Source organism: Candidatus Woesebacteria bacterium, from assembly GCA_016700095.1.
In the GTDB taxonomy this organism is placed as follows: domain Bacteria; phylum Patescibacteriota; class Microgenomatia; order UBA8517; family UBA8517.
Genome location: CP065002.1, coordinates 51,355 through 75,215 on the forward strand (window position 1 = coordinate 51,355; position 23,861 = coordinate 75,215).

General features: G+C 38.3%; 22 protein-coding genes and 1 tRNA gene. 11 read left to right on the forward strand and 12 right to left on the reverse strand.

Annotated features, from left to right (window positions below):
- The first annotated feature begins 71 nt into the window (after positions 1-71).
- Positions 72-1,034 (forward strand): UbiA prenyltransferase family protein, encoded by a 963-nt coding sequence (locus tag IPM62_00220; protein ID QQS39032.1) that lies wholly within the window; start codon positions 72-74, stop codon positions 1,032-1,034.
- On the opposite strand, the gene IPM62_00225 is transcribed toward IPM62_00220, so the two are convergent.
- Positions 1,031-1,912: a PEGA domain-containing protein gene (locus tag IPM62_00225; GenBank protein QQS39033.1), complete on the reverse strand. Its 882-nt coding sequence runs from the start codon at positions 1,910-1,912 to the stop codon at positions 1,031-1,033. The two genes, IPM62_00220 and IPM62_00225, sit on opposite strands and share 4 nt — an antisense overlap.
- A gap of 171 nt (positions 1,913-2,083) precedes the next feature.
- Between IPM62_00225 and IPM62_00230 the strand changes: the two genes are divergently transcribed.
- The gene (locus IPM62_00230; protein QQS39034.1) at positions 2,084-2,482 is read left to right on the forward strand and encodes an Hsp20/alpha crystallin family protein; all 399 of its coding nucleotides are present in this window, start codon (positions 2,084-2,086) and stop codon (positions 2,480-2,482) included.
- Positions 2,483-2,506: 24 nt separating this feature from the next.
- On the opposite strand, the gene IPM62_00235 is transcribed toward IPM62_00230, so the two are convergent.
- From IPM62_00235 to IPM62_00255, 5 genes are read right to left on the reverse strand one after another with little or no spacing between them, the layout of a single operon-like run.
- Complete coding sequence (locus IPM62_00235) at positions 2,507-3,790, reverse strand: VWA domain-containing protein (protein ID QQS39035.1); 1,284 nt, start codon at positions 3,788-3,790, stop codon at positions 2,507-2,509.
- A complete protein-coding gene (locus tag IPM62_00240) occupies positions 3,787-4,977 on the reverse strand; it encodes a hypothetical protein (GenBank protein ID QQS39036.1) in 1,191 nt (396 codons plus the stop codon). Before IPM62_00240 ends, IPM62_00235 begins: the two co-directional genes overlap by 4 nt.
- A gap of 1 nt (position 4,978) precedes the next feature.
- Positions 4,979-5,479, reverse strand: coding sequence for a prepilin-type N-terminal cleavage/methylation domain-containing protein (locus IPM62_00245; GenBank protein QQS39037.1), 501 nt, complete (start codon positions 5,477-5,479; stop codon positions 4,979-4,981).
- A gap of 37 nt (positions 5,480-5,516) precedes the next feature.
- The gene (locus IPM62_00250; protein ID QQS39038.1) at positions 5,517-6,005 is read right to left on the reverse strand and encodes a prepilin-type N-terminal cleavage/methylation domain-containing protein; all 489 of its coding nucleotides are present in this window, start codon (positions 6,003-6,005) and stop codon (positions 5,517-5,519) included.
- Positions 6,006-6,017: 12 nt separating this feature from the next.
- Positions 6,018-6,527, reverse strand: coding sequence for a hypothetical protein (locus IPM62_00255; GenBank protein QQS39039.1), 510 nt, complete (start codon positions 6,525-6,527; stop codon positions 6,018-6,020).
- 82 nt (positions 6,528-6,609) lie between these two features.
- On the opposite strand from IPM62_00255, the gene IPM62_00260 reads away from it, so the two are divergent.
- From IPM62_00260 to IPM62_00270, 3 genes are all read left to right on the forward strand, one after another.
- A tRNA-Cys gene (locus IPM62_00260) sits at positions 6,610-6,684 on the forward strand.
- A 13-nt stretch (positions 6,685-6,697) separates the two neighbouring features.
- Positions 6,698-7,786, forward strand: coding sequence for a CapA family protein (locus tag IPM62_00265; protein QQS39040.1), 1,089 nt, complete (start codon positions 6,698-6,700; stop codon positions 7,784-7,786).
- 219 nt (positions 7,787-8,005) lie between these two features.
- Entirely contained in the window at positions 8,006-8,689 is a 684-nt protein-coding gene (locus IPM62_00270; protein QQS39041.1) for a M23 family metallopeptidase, read from the forward strand.
- Positions 8,690-8,874: 185 nt separating this feature from the next.
- Here the strand turns inward: IPM62_00270 and groL are convergent, their stop codons facing one another.
- The 3 genes from groL to IPM62_00285 all read right to left on the reverse strand — a co-directional run bounded on the left by groL (position 8,875) and on the right by IPM62_00285 (position 12,555).
- Positions 8,875-10,521, reverse strand: coding sequence for a chaperonin GroEL (gene groL / locus IPM62_00275; protein QQS39042.1), 1,647 nt, complete (start codon positions 10,519-10,521; stop codon positions 8,875-8,877).
- 5 nt (positions 10,522-10,526) lie between these two features.
- On the reverse strand, positions 10,527-10,829 hold the full coding sequence (locus tag IPM62_00280) for a co-chaperone GroES (GenBank protein ID QQS39043.1): 303 nt from the start codon (positions 10,827-10,829) through the stop codon (positions 10,527-10,529).
- A 115-nt stretch (positions 10,830-10,944) separates the two neighbouring features.
- The gene (locus IPM62_00285; GenBank protein QQS39044.1) at positions 10,945-12,555 is read right to left on the reverse strand and encodes an extracellular solute-binding protein; all 1,611 of its coding nucleotides are present in this window, start codon (positions 12,553-12,555) and stop codon (positions 10,945-10,947) included.
- Positions 12,556-12,697: 142 nt separating this feature from the next.
- On the opposite strand from IPM62_00285, the gene IPM62_00290 reads away from it, so the two are divergent.
- From IPM62_00290 to IPM62_00315, 6 genes are all read left to right on the forward strand, one after another.
- Positions 12,698-14,440 carry a VanW family protein gene (locus IPM62_00290; protein ID QQS39045.1) on the forward strand — a complete coding sequence of 581 codons (1,743 nt, stop codon included), beginning with the start codon at positions 12,698-12,700 and terminating at the stop codon, positions 14,438-14,440.
- Entirely contained in the window at positions 14,440-15,051 is a 612-nt protein-coding gene (locus IPM62_00295) for a VTT domain-containing protein (protein QQS39046.1), read from the forward strand. Before IPM62_00290 ends, IPM62_00295 begins: the two co-directional genes overlap by 1 nt.
- Complete coding sequence (locus IPM62_00300) at positions 15,035-15,184, forward strand: hypothetical protein (protein ID QQS39047.1); 150 nt, start codon at positions 15,035-15,037, stop codon at positions 15,182-15,184. The genes IPM62_00295 and IPM62_00300 overlap by 17 nt, the downstream gene beginning before the upstream one ends.
- A 23-nt stretch (positions 15,185-15,207) precedes the next feature.
- Positions 15,208-16,242 carry a tRNA (adenosine(37)-N6)-threonylcarbamoyltransferase complex transferase subunit TsaD gene (tsaD, locus tag IPM62_00305; GenBank protein ID QQS39048.1) on the forward strand — a complete coding sequence of 345 codons (1,035 nt, stop codon included), beginning with the start codon at positions 15,208-15,210 and terminating at the stop codon, positions 16,240-16,242.
- 2 nt (positions 16,243-16,244) lie between these two features.
- Complete coding sequence (locus IPM62_00310; GenBank protein ID QQS39049.1) at positions 16,245-16,874, forward strand: threonylcarbamoyl-AMP synthase; 630 nt, start codon at positions 16,245-16,247, stop codon at positions 16,872-16,874.
- A gap of 216 nt (positions 16,875-17,090) precedes the next feature.
- The gene (locus IPM62_00315) at positions 17,091-19,367 is read left to right on the forward strand and encodes a valine--tRNA ligase (protein ID QQS39050.1); all 2,277 of its coding nucleotides are present in this window, start codon (positions 17,091-17,093) and stop codon (positions 19,365-19,367) included.
- A gap of 104 nt (positions 19,368-19,471) precedes the next feature.
- Here IPM62_00315 and IPM62_00320 read toward each other — a convergent pair whose 3' ends face one another.
- From IPM62_00320 to IPM62_00330, 3 genes are all read right to left on the reverse strand, one after another.
- On the reverse strand, positions 19,472-20,134 hold the full coding sequence (locus tag IPM62_00320) for a 50S ribosomal protein L25 (protein QQS39051.1): 663 nt from the start codon (positions 20,132-20,134) through the stop codon (positions 19,472-19,474).
- Entirely contained in the window at positions 20,127-23,021 is a 2,895-nt protein-coding gene (locus tag IPM62_00325; protein ID QQS39052.1) for a DUF4012 domain-containing protein, read from the reverse strand. Before IPM62_00325 ends, IPM62_00320 begins: the two co-directional genes overlap by 8 nt.
- Before the next feature lie 405 nt (positions 23,022-23,426).
- Complete coding sequence (locus tag IPM62_00330; GenBank protein ID QQS39053.1) at positions 23,427-23,855, reverse strand: ribonuclease HI family protein; 429 nt, start codon at positions 23,853-23,855, stop codon at positions 23,427-23,429.
- Between the last annotated feature and the right edge of the window lie 6 nt (positions 23,856-23,861).

Consider the following 23,861-nt stretch of genomic DNA (forward strand, 5'->3'; position numbering starts at 1 on the left):
CTCTGTTGGTAAACAGAAAAAACGGATAATATGAATAGGTATTAAATACATGCAAGGTCGCACTTACTAACATGAAATCTAAAAATCTATCATTAATTAAACTAATTATCGGTAGCATAAAGGTTGCAAGACCCCTACACTGGATTAAAAACTTCTCTTTGTTCGCAGCGCTAATTTTCTCAGGAGGACTATTTAATCCGGTTTTGTTTGCAACCGCATTTTGGGGTTTCGTTTCGTTTAATTTTGCGGCAAGTGCAACGTACATTTTTAACGATTTTCGCGACATAAAACACGACAAACTTCACCCAATTAAAAAAAATAGGCCACTTGCTGCGGGTACAATTCCGGTGAATATTGCACTTCTGGAAATGTTGTTCTTTGTTCTCCTATCCATCAATGTTGCTGTCAATTTTGTAAATCCACTCTTTACAACTGCTGTAATTTCATATTTTCTCCTGCAATTTTTTTACAGCTTAATCCTCAAAAATTGGCCTACGATTGACATACTGGTAATTGCGCTTGGTTTCATCATCAGAGTCTACGCTGGGGCGATTGCCGTCGATGCTCATCTGTCTGTATGGTTTTTGTTGTGTGTAATTTCCGTAGCACTATTTTTAGCCTCCGGAAAAAGAAGATCTGAATTAAACATATTAAATACAACCAAAATAGTAACCAGGAATAGCCTGTCTAAATACAAACGTGAATTATTGAATTCTTACGTTACGATGTTTGGGAACGCAGCCTGGATGTCTTGGGCACTTTTTACATTTTTTGAATCTCCCGAAGCGCCTATGCCTGTGTGGTTGTTTTTAGCAGAGATATCAAGAACAACAACAATAAGCAAACTCATGATGATTACAATTCCCGTTGTAATCTTTGCAATTATGAGATATCAAAGTCTTATTTTTGCCGGTAAATCGGAGGCTCCGGAATTAGTATTACTGAAAGACAAACCGCTCGTTTTGTCTATCGTCATCTGGATTTCACTAGTTGTTTGGGTCATTTACTATTCTTCCACTGCACTAATCACCTAATTTGCACTTGTTGGCTGCGGAGTTAAATTCGCCTCATCTTCTTTGGAATCACTGTCAAGAATTTTTGTATAAGTTGTTGATACCCACCCATCTTTACCTTCTTCATAACTAATTTTATGCCATTCACCGTCTTCACTTTCCTCAAGTAATACATATGTCTCCCCCGGAATTACCTTTCCTATTTCTTCACTGCCACTTGAGGCATCACTTCTTACTCGCAAAAAGTTTGTGGGGGTGGAAAGAATTTCAATCTCGGTTTGCGTTTTTATTTCCAGTTCATCTTTGTCTTCCTCTATCACAATTTGGTCAGATTTTGCCAGCTTAACAATAACTGTAAGCATGTAGCCTTCATATGTTTTGATTTTAATTGACCGATCACTAAAACCGGGTGCCGTCAAACTTAAGGTATATTCTCCCTGAGACACATCCGTCGTTTTAAAAGGTGCAAATCCTCTTATCACACCGTCAATTTTAACCTGCGCGCCGTCGGGTTGAGACAAGACAGCCAGGCTGGTCTCGGTTTTTCCCACGCGTTCAAACGATACAATCTCACCCGAAGAAGTATCCTCTAAATCTTTGAATTCCCGTGTAATTACGGTTTCCACACCCGAAGTTAGATTAACCATCGTTTCATATGGAGTCAGTGGTAATTCAAAAGAGTCGGGGACAAGCTTAATTACTTTCTCGCCGGGCTCATAAATGGCATTATATGGAGTCCTTCCAACCTGTTTTCCATCTATATAAACAGAGGCAAGTGGAGTTGTTTGTATAAGAAGTCCCGCTCCCTTAGGCTTGAAAAAACCAACCAAAAAAAGTACGATCACCAAAAGAGCTAGTAACGCAAGTATTGGAACAAGTAGTTTTTTTGTTTTATTCACAATCTTTATTTACAAACACTTTTATCTAACAACGTAGAGAAGTTTAGCACGTTCAAAGTTAGGCATCAAGGATTCAATATTCTTCGGGGTTGACATGAAAAATAATCTTATTTATACTAGATTGGCACTCTTTTCAATTGAGTGCCAATTATAAGTAAGGAGGTGATTCTTTTGACGAACTTAGTATACAAAGATCCTTTTAGAGGATTATTCAGTCTACCTAGTCTTTCCGAAGATGTTGAGGATTATTCTGCGCTTCAAAGAGGGCTAAGGGTTAAAGAAACAAAAGGAAATCTGTTGATTGAAGCTGTTGTGGCTGGTGTACCAGACAACAACGTTGAGGTTTCCATCGAGGATGGAATTCTTACTATCAAAGCTCAATCTCAAGAAGTTAAAGATGAAGATGAATATAAATCATCCAGCTATCAATACTATTACACCGTTGCACTTTCGGGTGGACAATGGGACAAGGCCGATGCCGAGGTCGAGCATGGCATAGTTAAAATAAGCATTCCGAAAGAGGAATCGCAAAAGGCAAGAAAGATAGCTGTCAGATCAAAAAAGAAGTAACGGTTATTACGTGGTCGGGTGACACTACTCGGGAATTTCTCGGTGTAGTGTCACAATCGACCGCTCTGAAACAATATCTTCCAACACTTCAGATAATATCGACGGTAACTGGTCAGCTTGTGAGGCATTGAAATAGTTGGTTGAATAATTTCTAAATATATTAATCACATCTTTGGGTGGATTGTTGAAAATTGTTACAGAGTAAGCGTCTGTTTCTGGTTTCCTCTGTCCGTATATTCCTAGTCCGGGTATGTACGTTTCTTTGTCAGCAAGTGCACATTTCAGATAATCCTTCCCCAACGGCTCACAAATACTGTAAGCGACTGCATTGAAATTTGTAGCGTCCCACGGTCCATCCTTGTACTGCTCGTACAGATAACACTGCCAACCATACTCATTAGTATCACAGTAGTTATTATTTATCGTATCAATAGGAAAAGCTGGACAAAACACACTAAGAGGACACCCGGAACTGGGCACTCTAGAGTTGGGTATGCCATCAGTAATTACAATTTCAATCTGTTTTGTTCCCGTATTGTCGTCGGCGAAATATTTATGCGACATGTCATATGCGGATCCGACACTGGTTGAGTCCATAACCGACTGACACGCAGGACTTTCTTGTCTTGTTGATCCGAACCCGTCGTTTAAGGCGCTAATGATTTCATCAAAGGTGTATCCGGCATCCGGCGAAACATCACCCCTACTCGATACCAGCCACTTGGCATCTATCCCAAAAACATTTATCCCTATGTTAAATTTGTTGGAATTTTCCAAATCTTTTATGTTGTTAACAAAATTTATAGCCGCTTCTTTTTGTGCATCAAATCTCGTCGGACGGGTAAAGCAGTTTGGGCAACTTGCGCCGGCATCCATGCTACCGGTACAGTCAAGCGATAATATGATGTCTATCTTTTCAACATTGCCCAATGAATATATTGTTCGTTCGGCTCTTACCTTACTTGCCGAATAGCCCAATTCCGAAGTAACTAAAAAAGTTTGTACATTTTCAAGTTGATTCCCCGATGCAACAATTCTTGATGATCCTATTTCAAAACTTTCGTTAAAAGGCATATCATCTTTATCTAGATAGCCTCCGATAAACCTTGCCAAGTAATCATTTGCGATACTCTCGGCTTGATAGGTTGAAACAAGACTGTCCGAAGCAGATTTGGTTCTTCTAAGTGCCAACAACAATCTTGATTGTGCAACCGCAAGTAGAAGTGCTGCGATAATGGCAATGATTAATACATACAAGAGTATGACTGCACCGGATTGATTTATATTTTTACGACTTATCGATTTCATCTTAATGGTTTAGGCGTTGGTGTTGGTGTATTTGTTGGTCTAGGCGTACTTGTCGGTCTTGGTGTATTTGTTGGTCTAGGCGTCGCAGACGGATACCACGTAGGCGTTGGCCTTCGTGTTGGGGATGGTCCAAATGTTGGCGACGGATTGGGTGTAACGGTCTGCGTGATTGGGGTCGGAGTATCGGGCGTCGTAGAAGGTTCTATGGACGGAACGGAAGTTGGGCTAATTGTCGGAGACGGCAAGATAGGTTGTATTAAACCAATTACTCCCCCAGAGCGTGGCGATACGATAAGCGTAAGTGTTTCACGTACATCGGGAGACAGTCTGTGTGACAAATCCATACTCACCTGAATACTTGACATCAGCGATGTCGGATATAAATTAGTAGAAGGAATCACTTCATAAACAAAATCCGTGTGTGCCCAATCTAGCTTGATTTCCGCTCTACCGGCTACTTTGTAGTATTCAACAACGATATTGTATCTTGTATTTTTGTCGAGCAAGATATTTCCTTGCGCTTGAGACTTTCCGTCTTTCCATTTGTTTATCACTATTTTATCGTCAATAGTCAATCGCGACCCGTCATTAGAATTCAATCTAAAGCGATAATTTCCCCTATTCCGTGTTTCAAGTTGCCCGGTCCAACGAATCGAATACGACCCGTCGTCTATCTCAGGGCTTGGTGTATCAAAACTCCAATCAAAATCTATATCCGGATCAATTCGCGTAATTTTATAACCGGTAAAGTTCTCGTTGTCAAAGTAGTTTCCAGTCAGTCCTATTCCTGCTTCGAGCTCAACAGGATCAAGCGACGATGAATATTTTGTTACTTGGAAATTCTCAACAATCACATCTTTGCTTGTCAGAGGATCATCACCCTTATACAAACGTCCGTCAATCACTCGATACTGCACAGCATCAACACCAAGAACTCCTCCTGTAAATGTAACGTTTTCGTTAGCCCATTTTACACTGTTGCCTATCTCCAGCTGTACATCGTTTTTACTTTGTTCAAGCGTTTCAAGCTTTTTTTGTTTAGTGCTAATACCAAAAAGAGAGACAATCAGGTTTGAGGCAACAATAAATATTGCAGTTGAAACGACCACTCCAATTAGCACTTCAATCAGAGTTATACCTTCAAAATGCGAGTGTTGTTTATGAGTAAAAGGAATTCTTGATTTCATATCATTTTTCGGGAACTCGATAGCTTAATAGTCTGGCGGTAACCGCTTTTTCGTTTCCTGATTCAATCCACTTGACACTGGTTTCAATGATTCGGCTGTTTACGTCTATTTCACCACTGCAGATATTATTAAGCTCATAATCTTCAATTCTTGCTCCCGTGTCCACATGTCTGCATACACTTATTAGTTTTATACTACGTGTAAATCTGGCCTGTAAATTGTTCTCTTCCCCAGTCACGAGAATCCAACTATCTTCGTCCTCATCGTATGCCGGATGATACAAGCCATCCGAATATCCATCCCAATCTCCAATAATGGCGTTGTGTGCTATTTCGACACCTTCTTGAACAAGCAAACTTGCCCCCGAGTCATATTTGCTTTTCTGTGTTTTAACCTCAAGCATCCCGATGGAGGCATAAAGTGACAAACCTACTAATGAAAAAATCACGATTGCAATCAAAGTCTCGATAATCAGAAAACCCTTTATATTGTTATCTTTCATTGTTGTTATAACGTGTTACGTAACCTAAATAGTATTTTTATTCCAAACTCTCAATATTGGATACTTCAACTACGCCTGTTTTAAATATTTCAAGAGTAATTTTCTTTTTCTTTGAGTTTACAAGCGTTATACTTGCGGCATTTATCGTTTCTCCCGTCCCCTTCTCAAACCAGATGGTAAAATTATGGTCGAAAGTAATTCCGGGATCGAGACTGAATGCTGATTCCTTGGTATACGAATCAGCGTTACCGGAAACTACATTATATTTCACATACGTATCGTTTATTATTCCCCAATTAGACTTTTGATTTGCTTCTCGAGCAAACACGTGTGCATTTCTAATATGATCCGCCAGTGCTTCTGCAGACGCATTAAGCGCTTGGTTGTTTCGTGAATCCCTATAAGTAGTTACGAGTGGTACAATCAGCACTCCAATTATGGAAACGGCGATGAGCATTTCAATAAGCGTAAACCCGTAGCCACAGGTGTGTTTATTGCATTTTTTATATTTGAAACGGGCAAACATGGCAGATTAAAGTTATTTTACGACTATTTGTGCTGGACTTGAAAATATTTGCAACGGTTTATCAAATGCCGTGATTTGTATGTCTTCTAGGGGGATTTCTACGCTTATATTTCCACTTTCTTCAGCCAAAACCGTAACCACACCTAGTTCCACTTGTCCCTTAAACGGGCGTTGATAATCAATTGTTTGATTTTTTGTAATTATCCCATTTGACGCAATATTTATCGCTATAGATGGAATTATAAGCGAATCACTTTCAAACATAGCTATTACTTTCAAATCAACTTCGTTACCGCGACTAACAACCACATTCCCGGGTTCGAACCACAATCTGAGTTCGGCATCCGATTGAGCCTGTGGTGAAAATCTTAAGTTTGGTGGAGTTGTTATAAAGAAAATGAAGGCTGGCAATATTGCTGCCAGCAAAAAGACGGGGAGTAACTTTTTTGTAAAAGATACAATCTTTAAATCGTACCTTCTTTTCTCCGGCTTGTCTTTGGGGACGATAAAATGATAATCCATACCTGCCTACACTATATATAAATTGCCGCATTTAGTCTATGCTATTTTCTTAACCAATGATAAAATGTAACCGTTCGCATTCGGCCTGGTAGCCAAGTGGGAAGGCAGGGGACTGCAAATCCCCTATTCGTGGGTTCGATTCCCACCCAGGCCTCCATGTTTCGGAACACATGAAAACCTACTACTTTTTTCTTATCTTTTCTTTTATGCTTGCAACGCTTTTTCTTTATCTTGCCTCAAGTATTAAAACGATTTTTCCGATTAGAAATGGAGAAAATAAACCAACTACCAAACAACTAACAAAAAGCATACCATCACCCATAAATTACAGCAGAATATTTGATAATACAACTGAGTTAACTGATGAAACTAGCGAGGAAGTGATATCGATATTTATAACAGGCGATATTATGCTCGGCCGATCAATAAACAGCAATTCTATATCAAAAAACGATTATCAATGGGCATTTCGCAATATTAGCAATCTAACAAACTTTGGTGATATAACTCTTATTAATCTTGAAAGCCCTTTTAATTCAAAATGCGAACGCACAAATACCGGAATGCGGTTTTGCGCCGACGAAAAACTGGTTACGGGAATTTCAGACTTTGGAGTGGATGTGGCAAATATTGCAAATAACCATATATCCGATCAGGGCAAAACGGGTTTCAAACGAACACAAGAGGTACTAATGGATGCAAATATTGCCATATCGGGAATGGAAAAACCTGCATTTATAACACGAAAGGACACGGTTATTGCATTTTTAGGATTTAATGACATTCCACCCCACACAAACCTAGTCGAAGAGGTAACAAATGAAAATGTTAAGAATAAAATCTCTCGCGCTAAAGATGAGGCAGATTTTGTAGTTGTGTCGTTTCATTGGGGTAACGAATACCAAGAAACACCAACACAGCGTCAAATTGAGCTTGCACACACAGCAATTGATAATGGTGCAGATTTAATTGTCGGCAATCACCCCCACTGGATTCAACCACTGGAAATATACAACACAAAACCAATTTTCTATTCACTTGGCAATTTTGTCTTTGATCAGATGTGGTCTCGTAAAACATCATATGGTTTATCTGCCCGCGTTTTCATTTACAACAATGAAACGCTGGATATTGATTTTCATCCGATAATTATCGAAAACTACGGACAACCCCGCAAGGCAAATGAAATTGAAAAGATGCAAATTATGCAAGAGTTCATTACCTTGACTAAGTCGTTAAACATAAGATTACATCCTTAAAATAACCCAAATTTCGATTGCGGCTACTAATAGTATTGTTTTTTCATCTTCAACTAACACCTCTATCTTAAAAACTTGCTTTTTGGCTATTTTTCGGCTAGAATACAGACAATCTCGCATCTAAGCGAGATTTTTTGTGTCTCAAGATTTGTCCTGAACAAAGTACATACTGCGTTTACTTGATACACAGCGTTCACCCTTTACGTAAATTTGGGTAATATGAAACAAAAAAGGCTGATTCTGCCTCAATTACACCACCTTGTTTATACTAACAAGGTGGCAATCAAAGCCCTTTTTCCCAACCCGGGTATGATTTCTAGTGTACGAAAAGGGAGCAAGGTATCACGATATCTTAGATATATCCTCGAACGCATACAGATTAAAAAAATCTTTGCAACAAATTTAGCAATAATGATTATTGCGGCAAATTACATTCCACAAACCAATCAACCCTTCCTCGTCGGAGCTTCGGGTGAAATAACAAACGAAGGAGAAATCATCCACACCAGTAGTCCCTTGGTCATAACTACGAATAAAAAAATTCAATACCCCGTGAGATCGATTAATATTTCACAAGGTTATAAAATTTACCATCCTGGTATAGATTTTGACGGAAATACAGGTGATATTATCTACCCAATTATGTCGGGATATGTGGAAGAAATAAACTACTCAAATATTGGCTATGGAAATGCGGCATACATAAGACATAACGACACAACCACGTCGTTATATGCTCATTTGTCACATATTTTTGTTAAGGTGGGTACGTTCGTTGATTTTAACGATCCAATCGGTACAATGGGGTCAACCGGTCGGTCATCGGGTGATCATTTGCATCTTGAGATCCATATAAACGGTAAACCGACAAATCCTCTCGGTTTACTACCTGGTTTACAATAATCTGAATGACGTCCCCTGTCGACAAAAGTCGGTAGTATCCGTCTTCTCAATAAGGATTCGACCTAAAACTACTGGTTGAAATCAGTGGTTTTAGACTTAACGAGAATAAAGTGACCATTGATTCAGTTATTACAACAGAGAAACTCTCTATCGATAATATCTTAAGAAGCGAAGTTTGGAGAATCTTACATACCCATCATTCCACCACCGGGCATTCCTCCGGCTGGCGATTGTGGCTCTTTCTCGGGGATATCCGTAATCAATCCTTCGGTTGTCAGAACCATCATTGCTACCGAGGCGGCATTAATAAGAGCCGAACGAGTTACCTTCACTGGGTCTAATATTCCTTTTTTCATCACCGAACCCATAGAACCATCTAGTGCATTATATCCATAATCAATAATAGAAGATTCTTCGATAGCCTTTATTATGTGATATCCTTCTCCGCCTTCTCCGGAATTAATTGCAAGATAACGAACCGGGGAATCAAGAGCGTCAAAAACAATATTAATACCTGTTGCCTCGTCTCCACTGGCCTTTGAGTCATCTTTAAGTTTCTTAAGTGCTTTACGGGCTTTAAGCAAGGCTACTCCTCCACCAGGCACAATTCCTGCTTCGATTGCAGCTTTGGTTGCACCAACAGCATCTTTAACTCTTTCTTTTTTGTCGTTTAATTCAACTTCCGTTGCCGCACCAACATTTATTACAGCGACTCCTCCTGCCAGCTTTGCTAGGCGCTCTTCAAGTTTCTCACGATCAAAGTCTGAGTCACTAGCCTCAATCTGGCTTTTTAACATATTAACTCGTGCCTTAAGATCAGAAGCCTGTCCTTTACCGCCAACAATTTGAGTCTTGTCTTTGTCTGACCACACTTTATCAGCTCTTCCCAAATCAGAAAGCTCAATGTTTTCAAAACTGGCACCGGTATCTTCCGAAATAACTTTTCCGCCGGTTAAAATAGCGATATCTTCAAGCATCGCTTTTCGCCTATCACCAAACCCGGGAGCCTTAACAACGAGAACGTTAAACATGCCTTTAAGTTTATTAACAACAAGAGTAGCAAGTGCTTCACCATCGACATCGTCCGCTATAATAACCAAGTTTTTGCTTACTTTTACAAATTTTTCCAAAAACGGAAGCATTTCTTGAACTGAAGATATCTTTTTGTCGGTCAAAAGAATATATGCATCTTCAACTTCTGCCTCCATTTTCTCCGAATTGGTAACAAAGTAGAGTGAGGCATATCCTCTGTCAAATTCCATACCTTCTTTGTACTCTATATCTATAGTAAAACCTTTCCCTTCCTCTACGGTAACAACTCCATCTCGGCCAACTTTTTCAAGCGCTTCGGCAATTTTTGCACCAATTAATTCATCACCTGCAGAAATTGTGGCTACTTGAGCTATTTCTTCTTTGCCTTTAAGTGGTTTTGCCATCTTTTCCAGTTCTTCCAAAACCAAGGCAACTGCTTTTTCCATACCCTTTTTCACCATCATAGGATTCGCACCAGCTGTGATGTTTTTCATACCGGCTTGAGTCATTTGTTGTGCAAGAAGTGTTGCTGTGGTAGTACCATCACCCGCAATGTCATTGGTTTTTTCGGCTGCTGCTTTAACCAACTGCGCTCCCATGTTTTCAAAGGGATCTTGTAATTCAATCTCTTTGGCAACGGTAACTCCGTCATGAATAATGCTGGGAGAACCCCATTTTTTGTCGATGGCAATATTTCTTCCTTTTGGCCCAAGCGTTGTAACGACTGCTTTAGCGACTAAGTTAATACCTTTCATCAAGGACTGTCTTGCTTCGTCAGAAAATTGTAGTTGTTTAGCCATAGTAATTAGTTAACAATCGCCAGTATATCATCAAACTTGGCAAATAAATATTCTGTTCCTTCAATTTTAACTTCATTTCCTCCCCACTTCTTGTAAATAACCACGTCTCCTACTTGTACGGGTGATTTTCTCACGGTTCCGGAATCTGTAATTTCTTCACCGCCTACCGCCAACACCTTTCCTTTTTGAGGTTTCTCGTTAGCATTATCAGGAAGGTAGATACCCGAAGAAGTTTTTGTTTCTGCCTCAAGAGGCTGAATTATGATGTGCCCGGCTACGGGGAGAATATTTAATTTTTTATTTTTCATATTTCTTTGTTAGCATTCCTAACTATCGACTGCTATTGTAAAAAGTAAAATTATTTTTGTCAAGTACTTTTTGTATGAAACAAACACCTACTCTCTGGAGGATACTGTGTATACCTTATTTTGTCAAACCAAATCTCACCAATACGTCGTTTACTTTAACGGTAAATGTATCCATATTACTCAATCCCTTGTCATTGATAATCGGCTCATACAAATCGGCAAATTGCGCATTAATCCCCGTATTTCCATCGTATGTCATGTCGGCTAAATACCAACTTCGTGCAAAGGGAGCTAAATTAATAAGGTTAGCTGAAAACATATCATTCTTGAGAAGTTGAGCCATATTTACTATTGGATACGGTTTTCCGACTTTGTTAATTGCAACACTTTGATCGTTCACGTCTTCTAAGTTATCAGGTTGAGAAATAAAATCAAGAAACCTCCAGGCAACGCCCCTACTTAGACTTCTTTTCCAAACACCCTGTACCCAATACGATGCATAAGACAAATCCGGTTCAAGAGGATCGTCTCTTCGCAATTGCGGTAGCGGTATGGATTTGAAATTTAAATCTGGGTTGGTTTTTACTATTGCTGTTACGCTTTTTGTTGTACCAAAGTACATTGCGACCTGGCCATTGGCAAAAGCCACAGTTGATTGCGGCAATAAATCACTCCAATTGCCATCGTTTTTCAGTTTTATATAATAAGCAAGTGCTTCACTTGCTTCGCTGCTTCCCGGGTTTGACGGTGTGCCGTGGTTTTGGAAAATCATGAATGCGATTAACTCTTGCCAATGATCCATGTTTTGAGTTGGCCCAAGAGAAACCCCCGATTGAATAATATTTCCTTGTTTATCTTTTTGGGTTAACTCTCTCGCCAAGTTTCGAAATTCATCCCATGTTACGGGTGGACTTTTACCGGCTGACGCGAATATGTCCTCATTCATATATAAAACAAGCCCATCGTACTCAAGCGGAAGTCCAACAACACCGTCAGATCGGGTCAAGTCGGCAGCAATAATTGGATAGTATGTGTCAGCGAATTCTTGCGCGCCCATGACAAACGAAGGCATTATATCCAACTCACCCCTAAACATCGGAACCCAACTATTGTGATAAGCGAAAACGTCCGGTCCGCTCCCCTTCGCCAGTGAATTTGTCAAACGCTCACGATAATTATCCGGTGACTGCTGGATATATGTAATTTTTGTATTTTTGTTCTCACTTTCAAATTTAGTAATAACTGATTTGTAGATATTTGCATCTTCCAAGCCCCACCATACTATTTCGCCCTCGGTATCGGTAGGTTCGGTTGTTTCTTCTGTTCCTCGGTTTTTCGTTAATAGTATCGCAAACAATAACCCGACTATAACGAGAAGAAAAATCGCAAAGATAATTAACACGGGCGGTTTTTTCTTTTTTTTGCCGACAAAATCTTGGTTTGCGTTATTGCCTTTCAAATCAGTCTTATTAGTAGCAGAACTTGTTGAGCCGGAATTAAATACCCCCAGCAAATCCTTATTTTTAAAAAGAGAGGGCTCTTGGGTCTTTGTTTCGTTGGGTTTTTGCATGTTTGTATTTGATAAATTCGACGGGTTGATATCAATATTGGATTTGTAAAGAGGTTGCACATTCGTACTAGCGGTATTTAAAGATTGATCACCGCCAACATTTTGTGACAAATTAGGCTGTTGAGATTGACCTGTAGTGGTATTTTGATTTTGCATGTTTGATTTATATGATCAAGGCAATATTTCCATAGGTCTTGCACCCTAGATAATCTAGCAGTAGCTAGTATTATTGAATGCAATTTGGATGATAGCCCAACATAATAAATGTTATCATACTAAAGGCGTATGTAGAAGTTTTATGACGAAAAAAATAAGCAAACGAAAAATATTTTTTGCCACGCTTCTTGGTGTATTAATCGCCATTGTAATAACCACTCTATCGGCAACCCTCTATTATCAGGAACGTATTTATCCAAATATCTGGATAGCGGGGGTGGTTATTGAAAATCACAAGGTGGACACCGCAAAAAACATCATAAAAAACTCGGTTAGTGTCCCAGACACCATGGGTCTTTTTTACAATGAAACAAGGTACAGCATACCTCTTGCCGATTTAAAACTTGAATACGATTTCGACCAAACCGTCGAAAATGCCTATAAAGCTCACAGGTCATCCACGAAACCTAATCTTCTCGAAGTTATACAGAGCTTAAATACAATAAAAGAGATTGAGTTGGTTTACAAGATTGACGAAACCGTCCTTAATAGTCACATATCAGTTATCGCTGATGAAATTGTGACGCAACCGGTTTTTCCTTCATTAATTGCAACAAACAAAAAAATCGACATTTCTAAAGGATCAAAAGGAACCGATATTAATGTTAATCAATTAACACAAACCATCCTCGACAAGCTTTCAACCGGCAATTTTTCCGATACCTTAATTCAGGTTTCCGAAATTGACCCAACCTTAAATGATGATCAAGCCTTACATTATCAAAACCGCGGAAATTCCATTTTTTCAAAACAATTAACATTTGTTTTAGATGACACCGACTTCACATATGACGGGTCACAACTGCTTTTGTTAATTGATCCGTTGGGCAAATATAAAGAAGAGGAGGTGGATAAAGTATATTCCGACTTGGCAATTAAGGTTGAACGCTCCCCTCTTAATCCAGTTTTTGTCTTTGAAAACAACAAAGTTACAGAATTTAAACCGGCGACCAAAGGCATTACTATTGTAAAAGATGATTTCGCCACTTTACTTGAATCAGCAGTTTGGGAACTTGAAACCACCGACACTGTCAAGAAGGTCGTTGATATACCGGTGATTAAAACGCTCCCTGAAATTGACACGGGGGATGTAAACAACCTCGGAATTAACGAACGAATAGGGTTGGGTGAATCTTCTTTTACCGGGTCAATTTCATCAAGAATTCACAACATTGGTGTAGCCGCCAAAAATTTCAACGGTGTTCTGGTAGCACCGGGTGATACATTATCTTTTAATGCTATTTTGGGAGATGTCTCTACCTTAACCGGCTATCTCCAAGCATATGTAATCAAGGATGGAAAAACAGTATTAGGAGATGGTGGTGGAGTATGTCAAGTTTCAACGACCCTTTTCAGGGCTGCTCTAAATGCTGGTTTACCAATCGTTGAAAGACGTTCGCATTCCTATCGTGTTAGTTATTACGAGCAAAATTCAGCTCCCGGATTAGACGCAACCGTATATGCACCAACAACCGATTTAAAAATACAAAACGACACCCCTTCACACATACTGATCCAAACACTTTTTGATCCAAAATTGGCAACACTGGATGTTGAAATATACGGTACTTCTGATGGCAGAATCGTATCTTTAACCAAGCCGATCATTACAAGCCAATCTCCTCCTCCTGAAGATTTTTTTCAAGACGATCCCGGTTTACCAATAGGTACAGTTAAACAAATTGATTGGGCAGCTTGGGGAGCAAAGGTGCAATTTAATTATAAAGTAACAAGAAATGGCGAAGTGCTTCAAGAAAAAACATTTTTTTCCAACTACCGACCCTGGCAGGCAAAATTTTTGCGGGGTACAGGACCAGTAATCTAATGAACAGCATCGCAACACATCCTGTGGAATTTTTAGAAGTAATTTACATAACCCATGGTTACTTTATTGTTTTCATCAGTAATTACATTGAAGCATCTCCGTTGGGATGGGCAATTCCCGGAGGGGTACTTGTAGCTCTTGGTGGATTTTTTGCTCAAAGTAACATACTGTCTTTGGGCGGTGTCTTGATTGCTGGCTGGCTAGGACTTTTTTCTGTTCTATTAACAGCATATTATCTTGGATCTAAAAGCGGTATGCGTTTGGCAAAAATTCTTCATCAGGAAAAAAATGCCGCCAAGGCAAAACGATTAATTGAAAAACATGGCGCTACTGTTCTAACAACATCACTTCTTGCCAGCTTGACCCGCTTCTGGGTAGCTTATGTGTGTGGAGCGCAAAAATACAGCCGAAACAAATTTATCATATATGCAGCTTTTACGTCGTTTGCATGGAATTTCATTCTCGTTTTTGTTGGATATGTTGCCGGTGAAGAAAAGGAAAGGCTGGATTCCAATTTAGCCGCTCTCGGTTTTCTGGGATGGATAATCCTGTTTGTCACCGTAGCAATTATTTATTGGTATGTAAGTCGGGAAAATGAAACCGAAAAATGACATGCAACGGACTTTGGTCTGTGGGAACTTTTTTTACGTCGTCGATATCGAAATTATTCTCCATCCACGCGACAAACCACGTGATTTTACCAAACAGGGAAGTGATGGTACGATATTTTGCCAATTCCTTTAATTGAATTTTGATACAATATCACCATGAGAATACTTGGTATCGAAACCAGTTGCGACGAAACCGGTGCAGCGCTTGTTGAAAACGGTAGCAAGATTATTTCTAATGTAATTGCAAGTTCCATAAATATTCATGCAACAACGGGCGGAATTATTCCTGAAAGTGCCGCCAGAAAACAGGTTGAATATATTCTTCCGGTTATCAACGAGGCGTTGTTTAATGGATTAAACTACCGACCCAATACAAATCCTCCAGATATTGATGCTATTGCAGTCACCTACGGACCAGGGTTAATCGGTTCATTGTTGGTTGGCGTAGAGGTCGCCAAAACACTTTCTTTCCTTTGGAAAAAACCTCTAATTCCCGTTAATCATTTAATCGCTCATATTTTTGCAAATTATTTAGAAAATAGTGAATCCATTAATTTACCGGCCATTTCACTAATTGTAAGCGGAGGACACACCGAACTCGTTCTACTTGATAAAAACAAAACACTCAAGCGTATCGGTGGCACCAGAGACGATGCCGCCGGTGAAGCCTTTGATAAAACAGCAAGACTTCTTACGCTTCCCTATCCTGGGGGTCCATCGATAGCTAGTAAAGCAAGCACTTATCGCGAAGCTCACAGTGAAGTGATTGATGCGGATCTAAAGATGTTTCCACGACCAATGATAGACTCACCCGACTTTGATTTCAGTTTCTCGGGTCTGAAAACGTCAGTCTTAAACAAAGTAAAATCGATGAAAAATGTCAATGACAACGTTGGCATGCTAAGTGCCGAAATCCAAGAAGCGATCGTTGATTGTTTAGTTGATAAATCCATCAAAGCACTTGATTATTACCATATAAATACCTTTTTATTAGGCGGTGGAGTTGCCGCAAATGAACATCTGGTTGCTCGTTTTAAAAAAACACTAGCGAAAAAAAGGATTGATTTTTTCGTACCCCTTCCGAAATTCTGCACCGATAATGCAGCTGCAATAGCAGCGTGTGCTTATCATTTCCAAAACGTTGTATCATGGAAAAACGTTATTGCTGATCCAGAATTAGATGTAGTCTAAATATGATATTAAAAATTGATTTCACTTCATTAAGCAATGATGCTATCAACAAAGCCGTGTCGGTTTTAACTAATGGAGGTGTTGTCGTTTATCCAACCGATACGTGTTATGGTATCGGTGTAAACGCTTTTAATATACATGCCGTTAATAAACTTTATGATATAAAAGGCAGAGATGTTACTAAGCCGACACATGTGGTGGTTAGAGATTGGAAAATGATTGAAGATTTAGCTTACCCCAACAGCCTCGCCAAAACATTATTTGATAAATTTCTTCCAGGTCCGCTTACGATGATTTTAAACAAAAAACCAAATGTTTTGGATATTTTAACAGGTGGACTTTCGACACTTGGTGTCCGCATTCCAAATAGTCACTTAACAAGCAAGTTGTCAAAATTGGTAGATTTCCCATACACCACCCCATCCGCCAACAGAACGGGAGAGCCATCCCCATATTCCTTTGAGGAGGTCATGAAGGTTTTAGATCTAAATAAAGTTGATCTAATTCTTGATGCCGGATTTCTTCCCCACAACCCACCGTCTACTATAGTTGATGTAACCAAAATGCCTTACGAAATGTTAAGGGAAGGGCCCATAACCAATAAACAAGTAAAGTATATCTTGGGTTTATAAATACTTAACAATAAGATATAATTGACTAATTAAGGCGCTTTAAATTTGGTTAGTCCCCAAATTAGCCTGTAGCTGACAAGAAACTTAAGTTACACGGATGCAAGCCGTAATCTGCAAAATTAAGTAATAGTTGAGGTGGTACCTGTCCCGGAAACGGGATCCGCAACACGCTGAGATTGGCGTGTTTTTTTATGATTAAAAAGTTAATATAAATGTATGGAAAAACAATATAATCATTGTGATTATGAAAAGAAAATCTATAAGATGTGGGAAGATGGTGGATATTTTAAGGCCGAAATTGATCTTAATAAAAAGCCATATACAATTCTTCTTCCACCGCCCAACGCTAGTGGAAAAATGCATACAGGCAACGTTCTTATGATTGCAATTGAAGACTTACTTATCAGGTGGAAGCGTATGCAGGGTTACGCCGCACTTTGGATCCCTGGAACAGACCATGCAGGATTTGAAACACAAATTACTTTTGAGAAACAACTGGCTGAAAAAGGTGATTCACGCCTAAACTACGACAGACAAACTTTGTACAATATGATTTGGGAATTTGTACAAGGAAACAAACACTTAATAGAAAATCAAATCAAAGAAATGGGTGCAAGTGTTGATTGGAATAGGTATACCTTCACCTTGGACGATAAGGTTATACGGACTGTTTATGAAACCTTTAGTAAACTTCACAATGACGGCTTAATTTACAAAGACGACTACATGGTCAACTACTGCACCTTTTGCGGAACGACGTTTGCAGACGCTGAGGTGTCACATAAAACTAAAATTTCGCCTTTGTACTACGTTAAATATCAACTCGTTGATATCACTTATCAGAAAAAGGCTTATATTGTAATCGCCACTACTCGCCCAGAAACGATTTACGTAGATACTCATGTGGCAATTAATCCCAGCGATACAACCAAAACAGAATTGATTGGCAAAAAAGTCCTAAATCCTCTCACCGAAAATGTGATGGATATTGTTGCCGATGAATTTGTAGATCCAAAATTTGGAACCGGAATCGTCAAGTTAACGCCAGCGCACGACAAAAATGATTACGAGGTGGCCAAAAAAATCAACCTTCCAATAATTCAGGTTTTTGGGATGGATGGGAAAATGAATAGCAACGCGCGTGAATTTGAAGGATTGTATATTAAACAAGCTCGAGAAAAAGTAGTAGAACAACTAATAAAAAGTGGAAAAATTGACAAGATAGATGAAAATTATGTCAACACCGTCGCTTTGTGCAAAGGTAAACACCAAATTGAACCAATGATAATACCCAATTGGTTTGTTAAAGTCGACAGTCTTAAAAAACCTGCACACGAAGCCGTTAAAGACGGCAGAGTCACTATCTACCCAAAATGGCAGGAAATTAAATATCACAGATGGATGGAAACCATGCATGATTGGCCTATTTCCCGGCAAGTAGTTTGGGGAATTAGAATACCAGTGTGGTACGAGGTGTCACAAAATCCAAATTTAGTAATTACATTTCTTACAGAGAAAAGAAACGTTATAACCGGCAAACTTAGCGAGATATTAAAGGATCACGCGCTTGGTGAAATTAAAAACGGTCTTCAAACACTTGTTGCAACCAAAGACAGCAAATATGTTATTTCCAGCGATCAACCCGGAGAAAATTATTTGCCTGAAACCGACACTTTTGACACATGGTTTTCGTCTGGTCAGTGGCCACTCGTTACACTAGGATATCCAGAATCTTTGGATTTTAAGTATTTTTACCCCACAGCAGTTCTCGAAACAGGTTGGGAAATACTCCGACTTTGGATATCCCGAATGATTATGTTCGGATTATATTTAGCAAACGATGTACCTTTCAAAAACGTTTATCTTCACGGAATGGTTCGTGCAATAGATGGACGAAAAATGAGCAAAAGCTTAGGAAACAACATTAATCCGGATGAATACATCAAAGAATACGGTGTGGATGCACTTCGCATGGGACTTATTGCCGGAACAGCAAATGGCAAAGATTTTAATTTTCCACACGACAAAGTCAAATCGTACAGAAACTTTGCAAACAAAATTTGGAATATCGCCCGATTTATGAATATGTTGTTTGAAGAATTCGAAAACGAAGACATCGAAGAATTTGACGATCTTGCTTCAAGTCCCGCTTCTGATGAGCAGTTAAACATTAACGACAGAAATATTCTTAAACTCCTCGATGAGACAATCAACAAAGTTGATTCTTCGCTTAACAAATATCGTTTTTCCGATGCTTCCGAAGCAATCTATCATTACATATGGAATGAAGTTGCTTCAAATTACATTGAAGATGTTAAGTTAAGAAAAGGAAACAATAAGCGGGTTGGATTAATTGTTTTAAAACATGTATTTCTTAACAGCATGAAACTGCTTCATCCTTTTATGCCCTTTGTAACCGAGGCGGTCTGGCAAGAAACAACACACAAGAGTACCAGCCCTTTGATCATCTCCACTTGGCCTACATCTAAATAGCGCCTAACATAAATAAATTAAATTATTCGACGCTAAATCCCCCATGGTTGAACCTTTGATAAATATGGCTTGAATAAGTTGAAGTTAATCAGAGTAATTTCCGATTATTTCTTTTCTTCCGAAGATTCTGTAACAGTTTCACCTTTTGCTTTATCGTCAACGGCTTCTTTAACTTCTCCTTCTACGGCTTCGACAACAACCTCCGGCTCTTCTTCTCTGAGAGCTTCTACCTTGGCGATAATCAAATCATCGTCAGCTAAAATCTCTACTTTTTTATCCGTCCTCAAATCGGCAATCGAAACAGAACTTTCAACTTCCGTTAGTTTTGAGACATCTACTTCGAATTTGTCGGGTAAATCAGCAGGTAGTGCTTCTACTTCAACTTCGTCAACGTGCTGAACCAATGTTCCCAGACCGGATTTGTCGGCCGGTGATTCCCCTACTAATTCTACCGGCACGTGTGCGGTTACTTTTTCTGTCAAATTAACTTGGAAAAAATCGGCATGAAGAAGTTCACCGGTAACAGGATCAACCTGAACATCATGAACAAGAACGGGTTTTTTTGTGCTTCCCACTTCTAATTCGATCAGTCCGGTCTCCCCCACTTTTTTATAAACATCCGCAAACTCCTTTGTTGCAATCTGGATGGATAGAGATTTTACTTTTTTCCCAAAAACATTTGCGGGTAAAATTCCCTCTCTTCTTAGTTTTTTTACCTTTCTTCCAACGATTTCCCTGTTTTGTGCTTTTAGTATTTGCTTAGTCATATTTCAGATTTACCTTAAGATTAATATCTTTGTCTAAGGTGGTATTATATCCGTATAGTCCCTCATTGGTCAAGCGAAAAATATTCGTTGGAAATATTGTTAATCTCTCGGGTGTTTTTATACTAACCGACAAGGGTACATTTTTCATCCCGGATTGTTTAATAAATCGAATATCATATTCCCCGTCTCTCGTCAGATCTAGCACCGACGTTGTTTCCCAATTAATTAGATATCGTTCCGTTTGGCCTGGCATAATTTCTATAATAAAACCAGCGGTCTTGCCTTCTTTCTCTACAGAGATATCCGGTTTAACCAAAACGGTTCCACTCTCGTTTGTACGGTAAATGTCTTCAAAGCCACTTTCTTTGTTAACCAATATTTTTACATAAGCTTGATAGGGTTGGGAATTGTCTTTCGGATTTGTAAATACATATTGCATCGAGTGTTTTACAATTCCCTCTTCTATGTAAACCGTAAGATTTATTTCTCGTTTAATTGATTGAGCATTGGCGTTTACGCTCGAGTCAAAAACACCGATCTCGTCAGAAAAGCAATTAAAACTACATTTTTGGGAATTCTTGTTTCCAAACAAATTTGCTGATTGCAATTTGTTGTTGAAATTGTCATCTGTTGTCATAAGCTGAATATTTTTATTATTACTTCCTTCAAATACTAATCCATAAATTGATAATTTTTGATTCTCGTCTAATTCCACAAGTGTTTCAAAAATTCTTTTTATATATTCTTTTACCAATTTGGGGTCTTGTTGTTTCTCGGCGACCGCTGTGTGTAAATCGGAAGTACTTAACTCGTCGTTGAAAACTTTCTTATACTCATTTGCCATGTTTTCTTCTAGTCTATTAATAATTTCCTGATTTAAAACCACAACTCCATCTACCTCAATATCAACCGATTTTGATATAAACCACTTAAGCTGTTCTGCAGAGTTTATGTAATTTACGTGCCAACCAAAATCCTTCGACGACCACTTATCAGTATTTAGACCCGATAACAAATTTGCGGGAGGTATGATTTCTCCCTTAATTTGTTTATCTAAAAATTCAGGTGTATAAACATATATATCTGCCAGTTTTCCTTCACTAAAAACTATAATTGCAATATAGTTAGCTATTCCACCCGAAGGGCGGATTACATTCTCATCTTGGAATACAAGGGCATAACTCTTGGTCTTGTCTTCACCCAACATGTTCGGCAGGTCTGCTGAAATTTGTTGTATAAAATATGCAAGCGATTTCGTTCGAGAAATATCAACTGAAGATATTATGTTGAGAATCACTTTTTTATTGTTCCCTGAAAGTGCTTTAATTTGTCCTTCCAAAAATCCCAATTCTTCTACCAACGATTTATTAACAAGCAGTATCGAGCTAGTGATATCTTCAACACTTCCATCAACACCAAAAGCATTGTCAACTAACACGTTGGTCGCACTTAACGAAACAACAATTTTTTCTTCAACTGTTGACACCCTCAAAAGTACCAACGTTAAAGCATGAAGGTCGCCAAAAATACTACCTATGTGGGGAGTTGTCGATAATATAAATATGTAGTTTTCGGTTAATGCAACAACTCTGTTTGATACACCAACTGTTGTACGGGCGGTTTTCAAATCATACGACAACAATCTGTTTTTATTGAAACTTACTAAAAATATTGACGTGGTAATAAGAAATAACGGCACTATAAAATATCCCAACACCGCAAAAAACACTACATACAAAACTGGTTTCTTAACCCTCTTTTTAATAACTAAATAATACTTTTTTAGCGCTAGTAAAACTTTTCTTGATTGCTTTTTGTCGTTTATAGCCGGGGTTAATGAGTGAACAATTTTACTACCTTTGTTGGAAGTTTGTTGGTCAATTATTTTGTTGGATTCTATTTCGTTAGTATTTCTATTAACTACTTTTGACGAGTCTTGTTCATTTGAATAAAGTGGTGTATGTTGAGGTGGTACTAAATCTTTTTGGGTACTTCTATTTACCAAAGTGTCGTTTGGGTTGGATGATGTTTTTTCGGCATCATCATTGTGTGTAACAACTACTGCTTTGTAGCGATGAGTATTTGCATTTTCTTTTTCGCTTTTAACGCGGATCAGATATTCCTCAAGAAACGACATTAGTACGTTTTTGTCAAATTGAACAAAAGCTTTTTCTTCTACAAAAGCATCTTCAAAACTTATATTAATAGAATCATTCCGACTTGTTAAATTCTTGTTTACCGTTTGTTGAAATTCATTAGCATAATTAACATGTGATATTACTGCATGCTTAGTACTTTCACTCATAAACGAAAAAATCGATCGTTCAACGTGATAGAGTGCGTCGGCTATTCCGATTGGTAAAAATTTCCAGTTGTTAATACAAGGTAAGTCTTCTTCAAAATATAACTTCTCGGCTACTGTATTTTTTACAAACCCTTTCTTTAGTTCAACCACGTCACCAAGATACAAAGCTCGGTATTTCGGTTTGTCTAAATTTATTTTTAGTAACAAATTGTTGTTATCTATGTGTTTCTCTTTTGACGCTATATAGGAAAAAACAAATACCTTTTTTAAGTCTTGATGTTTAATAACCAGTTGCGCCAAATCCGATAATTTAACGCGAGACGTATTACCAAATTGTTCAAGGTCGATATAAATAAAATAGTCATATTTGTCTTGATATGAAAATTTTTCAATGTCCATTAAACGCCAGCCGTCAAATTTGGTTTCATCAACAATGATATTCCACAGATCGATGTTGTCTGTTACAACGTCTACTTCACACGATAGATCAACAAATCTCTTGACAATGTTTAATGACAAGTAGTTGAATTTCGTAATTACGAGCGCCCGCGGTTTGGTCGTTTTAGTTTGTTGGTTGTCCATTGTAATTAATGCTAATTCAATTACCTAAACATTTCAATTTTATGGTAATACTGGTGTTGTTTTAGTGTTAATAATATAGAACACATATTTTACTCAACATTTCGACGTGAAATTTTAAAAGTATTCACGAGGATATCTTGTAGTAATTACCGCATCGATATCTTTTATGGGTAAAAACATGTTCCATACATCAGAAACGTGTAAGCAATAATAAGTGAGTAAAATTTACAAACATCATCGTTTCTTTTGGAGTAAATTTTATCAAAATTACACTTTAACAATTTCTTATAATCTATTGATATAAGTAGTAAATATTAAATTGTCAGTTGAGGTGTTTTTCTAAAATAGCAATTTTTTTTAACGATTTTATAATTCTATAAGTGTTGAAGACCAATGAAAGATTAATCAAGAAAGATGTTTGTGTTTATCCAATTCCCTGTTAACTAAAGAATCTGCAGTTTTGTTTAACAATCTTGGGACGGAAGAAAAAACAATTTCTTTATCAATGTCTTGAAGTAATGTTATTACTTTTTGGTGCAAGGTTATCAGATGTTCACTTTTAATTTTATAAATTCCGAGTATCTGTTTTGTTATCAATTCAGAATCAAGTTTAAAGTATATTTTTTCACTGTTAATTATTTCTTTCCGATCTGCCTTAATCCATTCGAGCGCCATTAGTACGGAGTTGTATTCGGCAACGTTGTTTGTTGTTTCTCCTAAGTACTTTGACTGGTTGTATATTTCAATTCCGTTTTTCAAAACAACAAATGCGCTTGCTGCAGGTCCCGGATTTCCTCTGGATCCACCATCACCAAATATTTCTATTGTTTCCATAATAAA

Excerpts from the sequence above, each read along its gene's own strand:
- IPM62_00220 (QQS39032.1), top strand. The coding sequence starts at position 72 with ATGAAATCTAAAAATCTATCATTAATTAAACTAATTATCGGTAGCATA.
- IPM62_00235 (QQS39035.1), bottom strand. The coding sequence starts at position 3,790 with ATGAAATCGATAAGTCGTAAAAATATAAATCAATCCGGTGCAGTCATA.
- IPM62_00240 (QQS39036.1), bottom strand. The coding sequence starts at position 4,977 with ATGAAATCAAGAATTCCTTTTACTCATAAACAACACTCGCATTTTGAA.
- IPM62_00245 (QQS39037.1), bottom strand. The coding sequence starts at position 5,479 with ATGAAAGATAACAATATAAAGGGTTTTCTGATTATCGAGACTTTGATT.
- IPM62_00250 (QQS39038.1), bottom strand. The coding sequence starts at position 6,005 with ATGTTTGCCCGTTTCAAATATAAAAAATGCAATAAACACACCTGTGGC.
- IPM62_00255 (QQS39039.1), bottom strand. The coding sequence starts at position 6,527 with ATGGATTATCATTTTATCGTCCCCAAAGACAAGCCGGAGAAAAGAAGG.
- IPM62_00265 (QQS39040.1), top strand. The coding sequence starts at position 6,698 with ATGAAAACCTACTACTTTTTTCTTATCTTTTCTTTTATGCTTGCAACG.
- IPM62_00270 (QQS39041.1), top strand. The coding sequence starts at position 8,006 with ATGAAACAAAAAAGGCTGATTCTGCCTCAATTACACCACCTTGTTTAT.
- groL (QQS39042.1), bottom strand. The coding sequence starts at position 10,521 with ATGGCTAAACAACTACAATTTTCTGACGAAGCAAGACAGTCCTTGATG.
- IPM62_00280 (QQS39043.1), bottom strand. The coding sequence starts at position 10,829 with ATGAAAAATAAAAAATTAAATATTCTCCCCGTAGCCGGGCACATCATA.
- IPM62_00285 (QQS39044.1), bottom strand. The coding sequence starts at position 12,555 with ATGCAAAATCAAAATACCACTACAGGTCAATCTCAACAGCCTAATTTG.
- IPM62_00290 (QQS39045.1), top strand. The coding sequence starts at position 12,698 with ATGACGAAAAAAATAAGCAAACGAAAAATATTTTTTGCCACGCTTCTT.
- IPM62_00295 (QQS39046.1), top strand. The coding sequence starts at position 14,440 with ATGAACAGCATCGCAACACATCCTGTGGAATTTTTAGAAGTAATTTAC.
- IPM62_00300 (QQS39047.1), top strand. The coding sequence starts at position 15,035 with ATGAAACCGAAAAATGACATGCAACGGACTTTGGTCTGTGGGAACTTT.
- tsaD (QQS39048.1), top strand. The coding sequence starts at position 15,208 with ATGAGAATACTTGGTATCGAAACCAGTTGCGACGAAACCGGTGCAGCG.
- IPM62_00310 (QQS39049.1), top strand. The coding sequence starts at position 16,245 with ATGATATTAAAAATTGATTTCACTTCATTAAGCAATGATGCTATCAAC.
- IPM62_00315 (QQS39050.1), top strand. The coding sequence starts at position 17,091 with ATGGAAAAACAATATAATCATTGTGATTATGAAAAGAAAATCTATAAG.
- IPM62_00320 (QQS39051.1), bottom strand. The coding sequence starts at position 20,134 with ATGACTAAGCAAATACTAAAAGCACAAAACAGGGAAATCGTTGGAAGA.
- IPM62_00325 (QQS39052.1), bottom strand. The coding sequence starts at position 23,021 with ATGGACAACCAACAAACTAAAACGACCAAACCGCGGGCGCTCGTAATT.
- IPM62_00330 (QQS39053.1), bottom strand. The coding sequence starts at position 23,855 with ATGGAAACAATAGAAATATTTGGTGATGGTGGATCCAGAGGAAATCCG.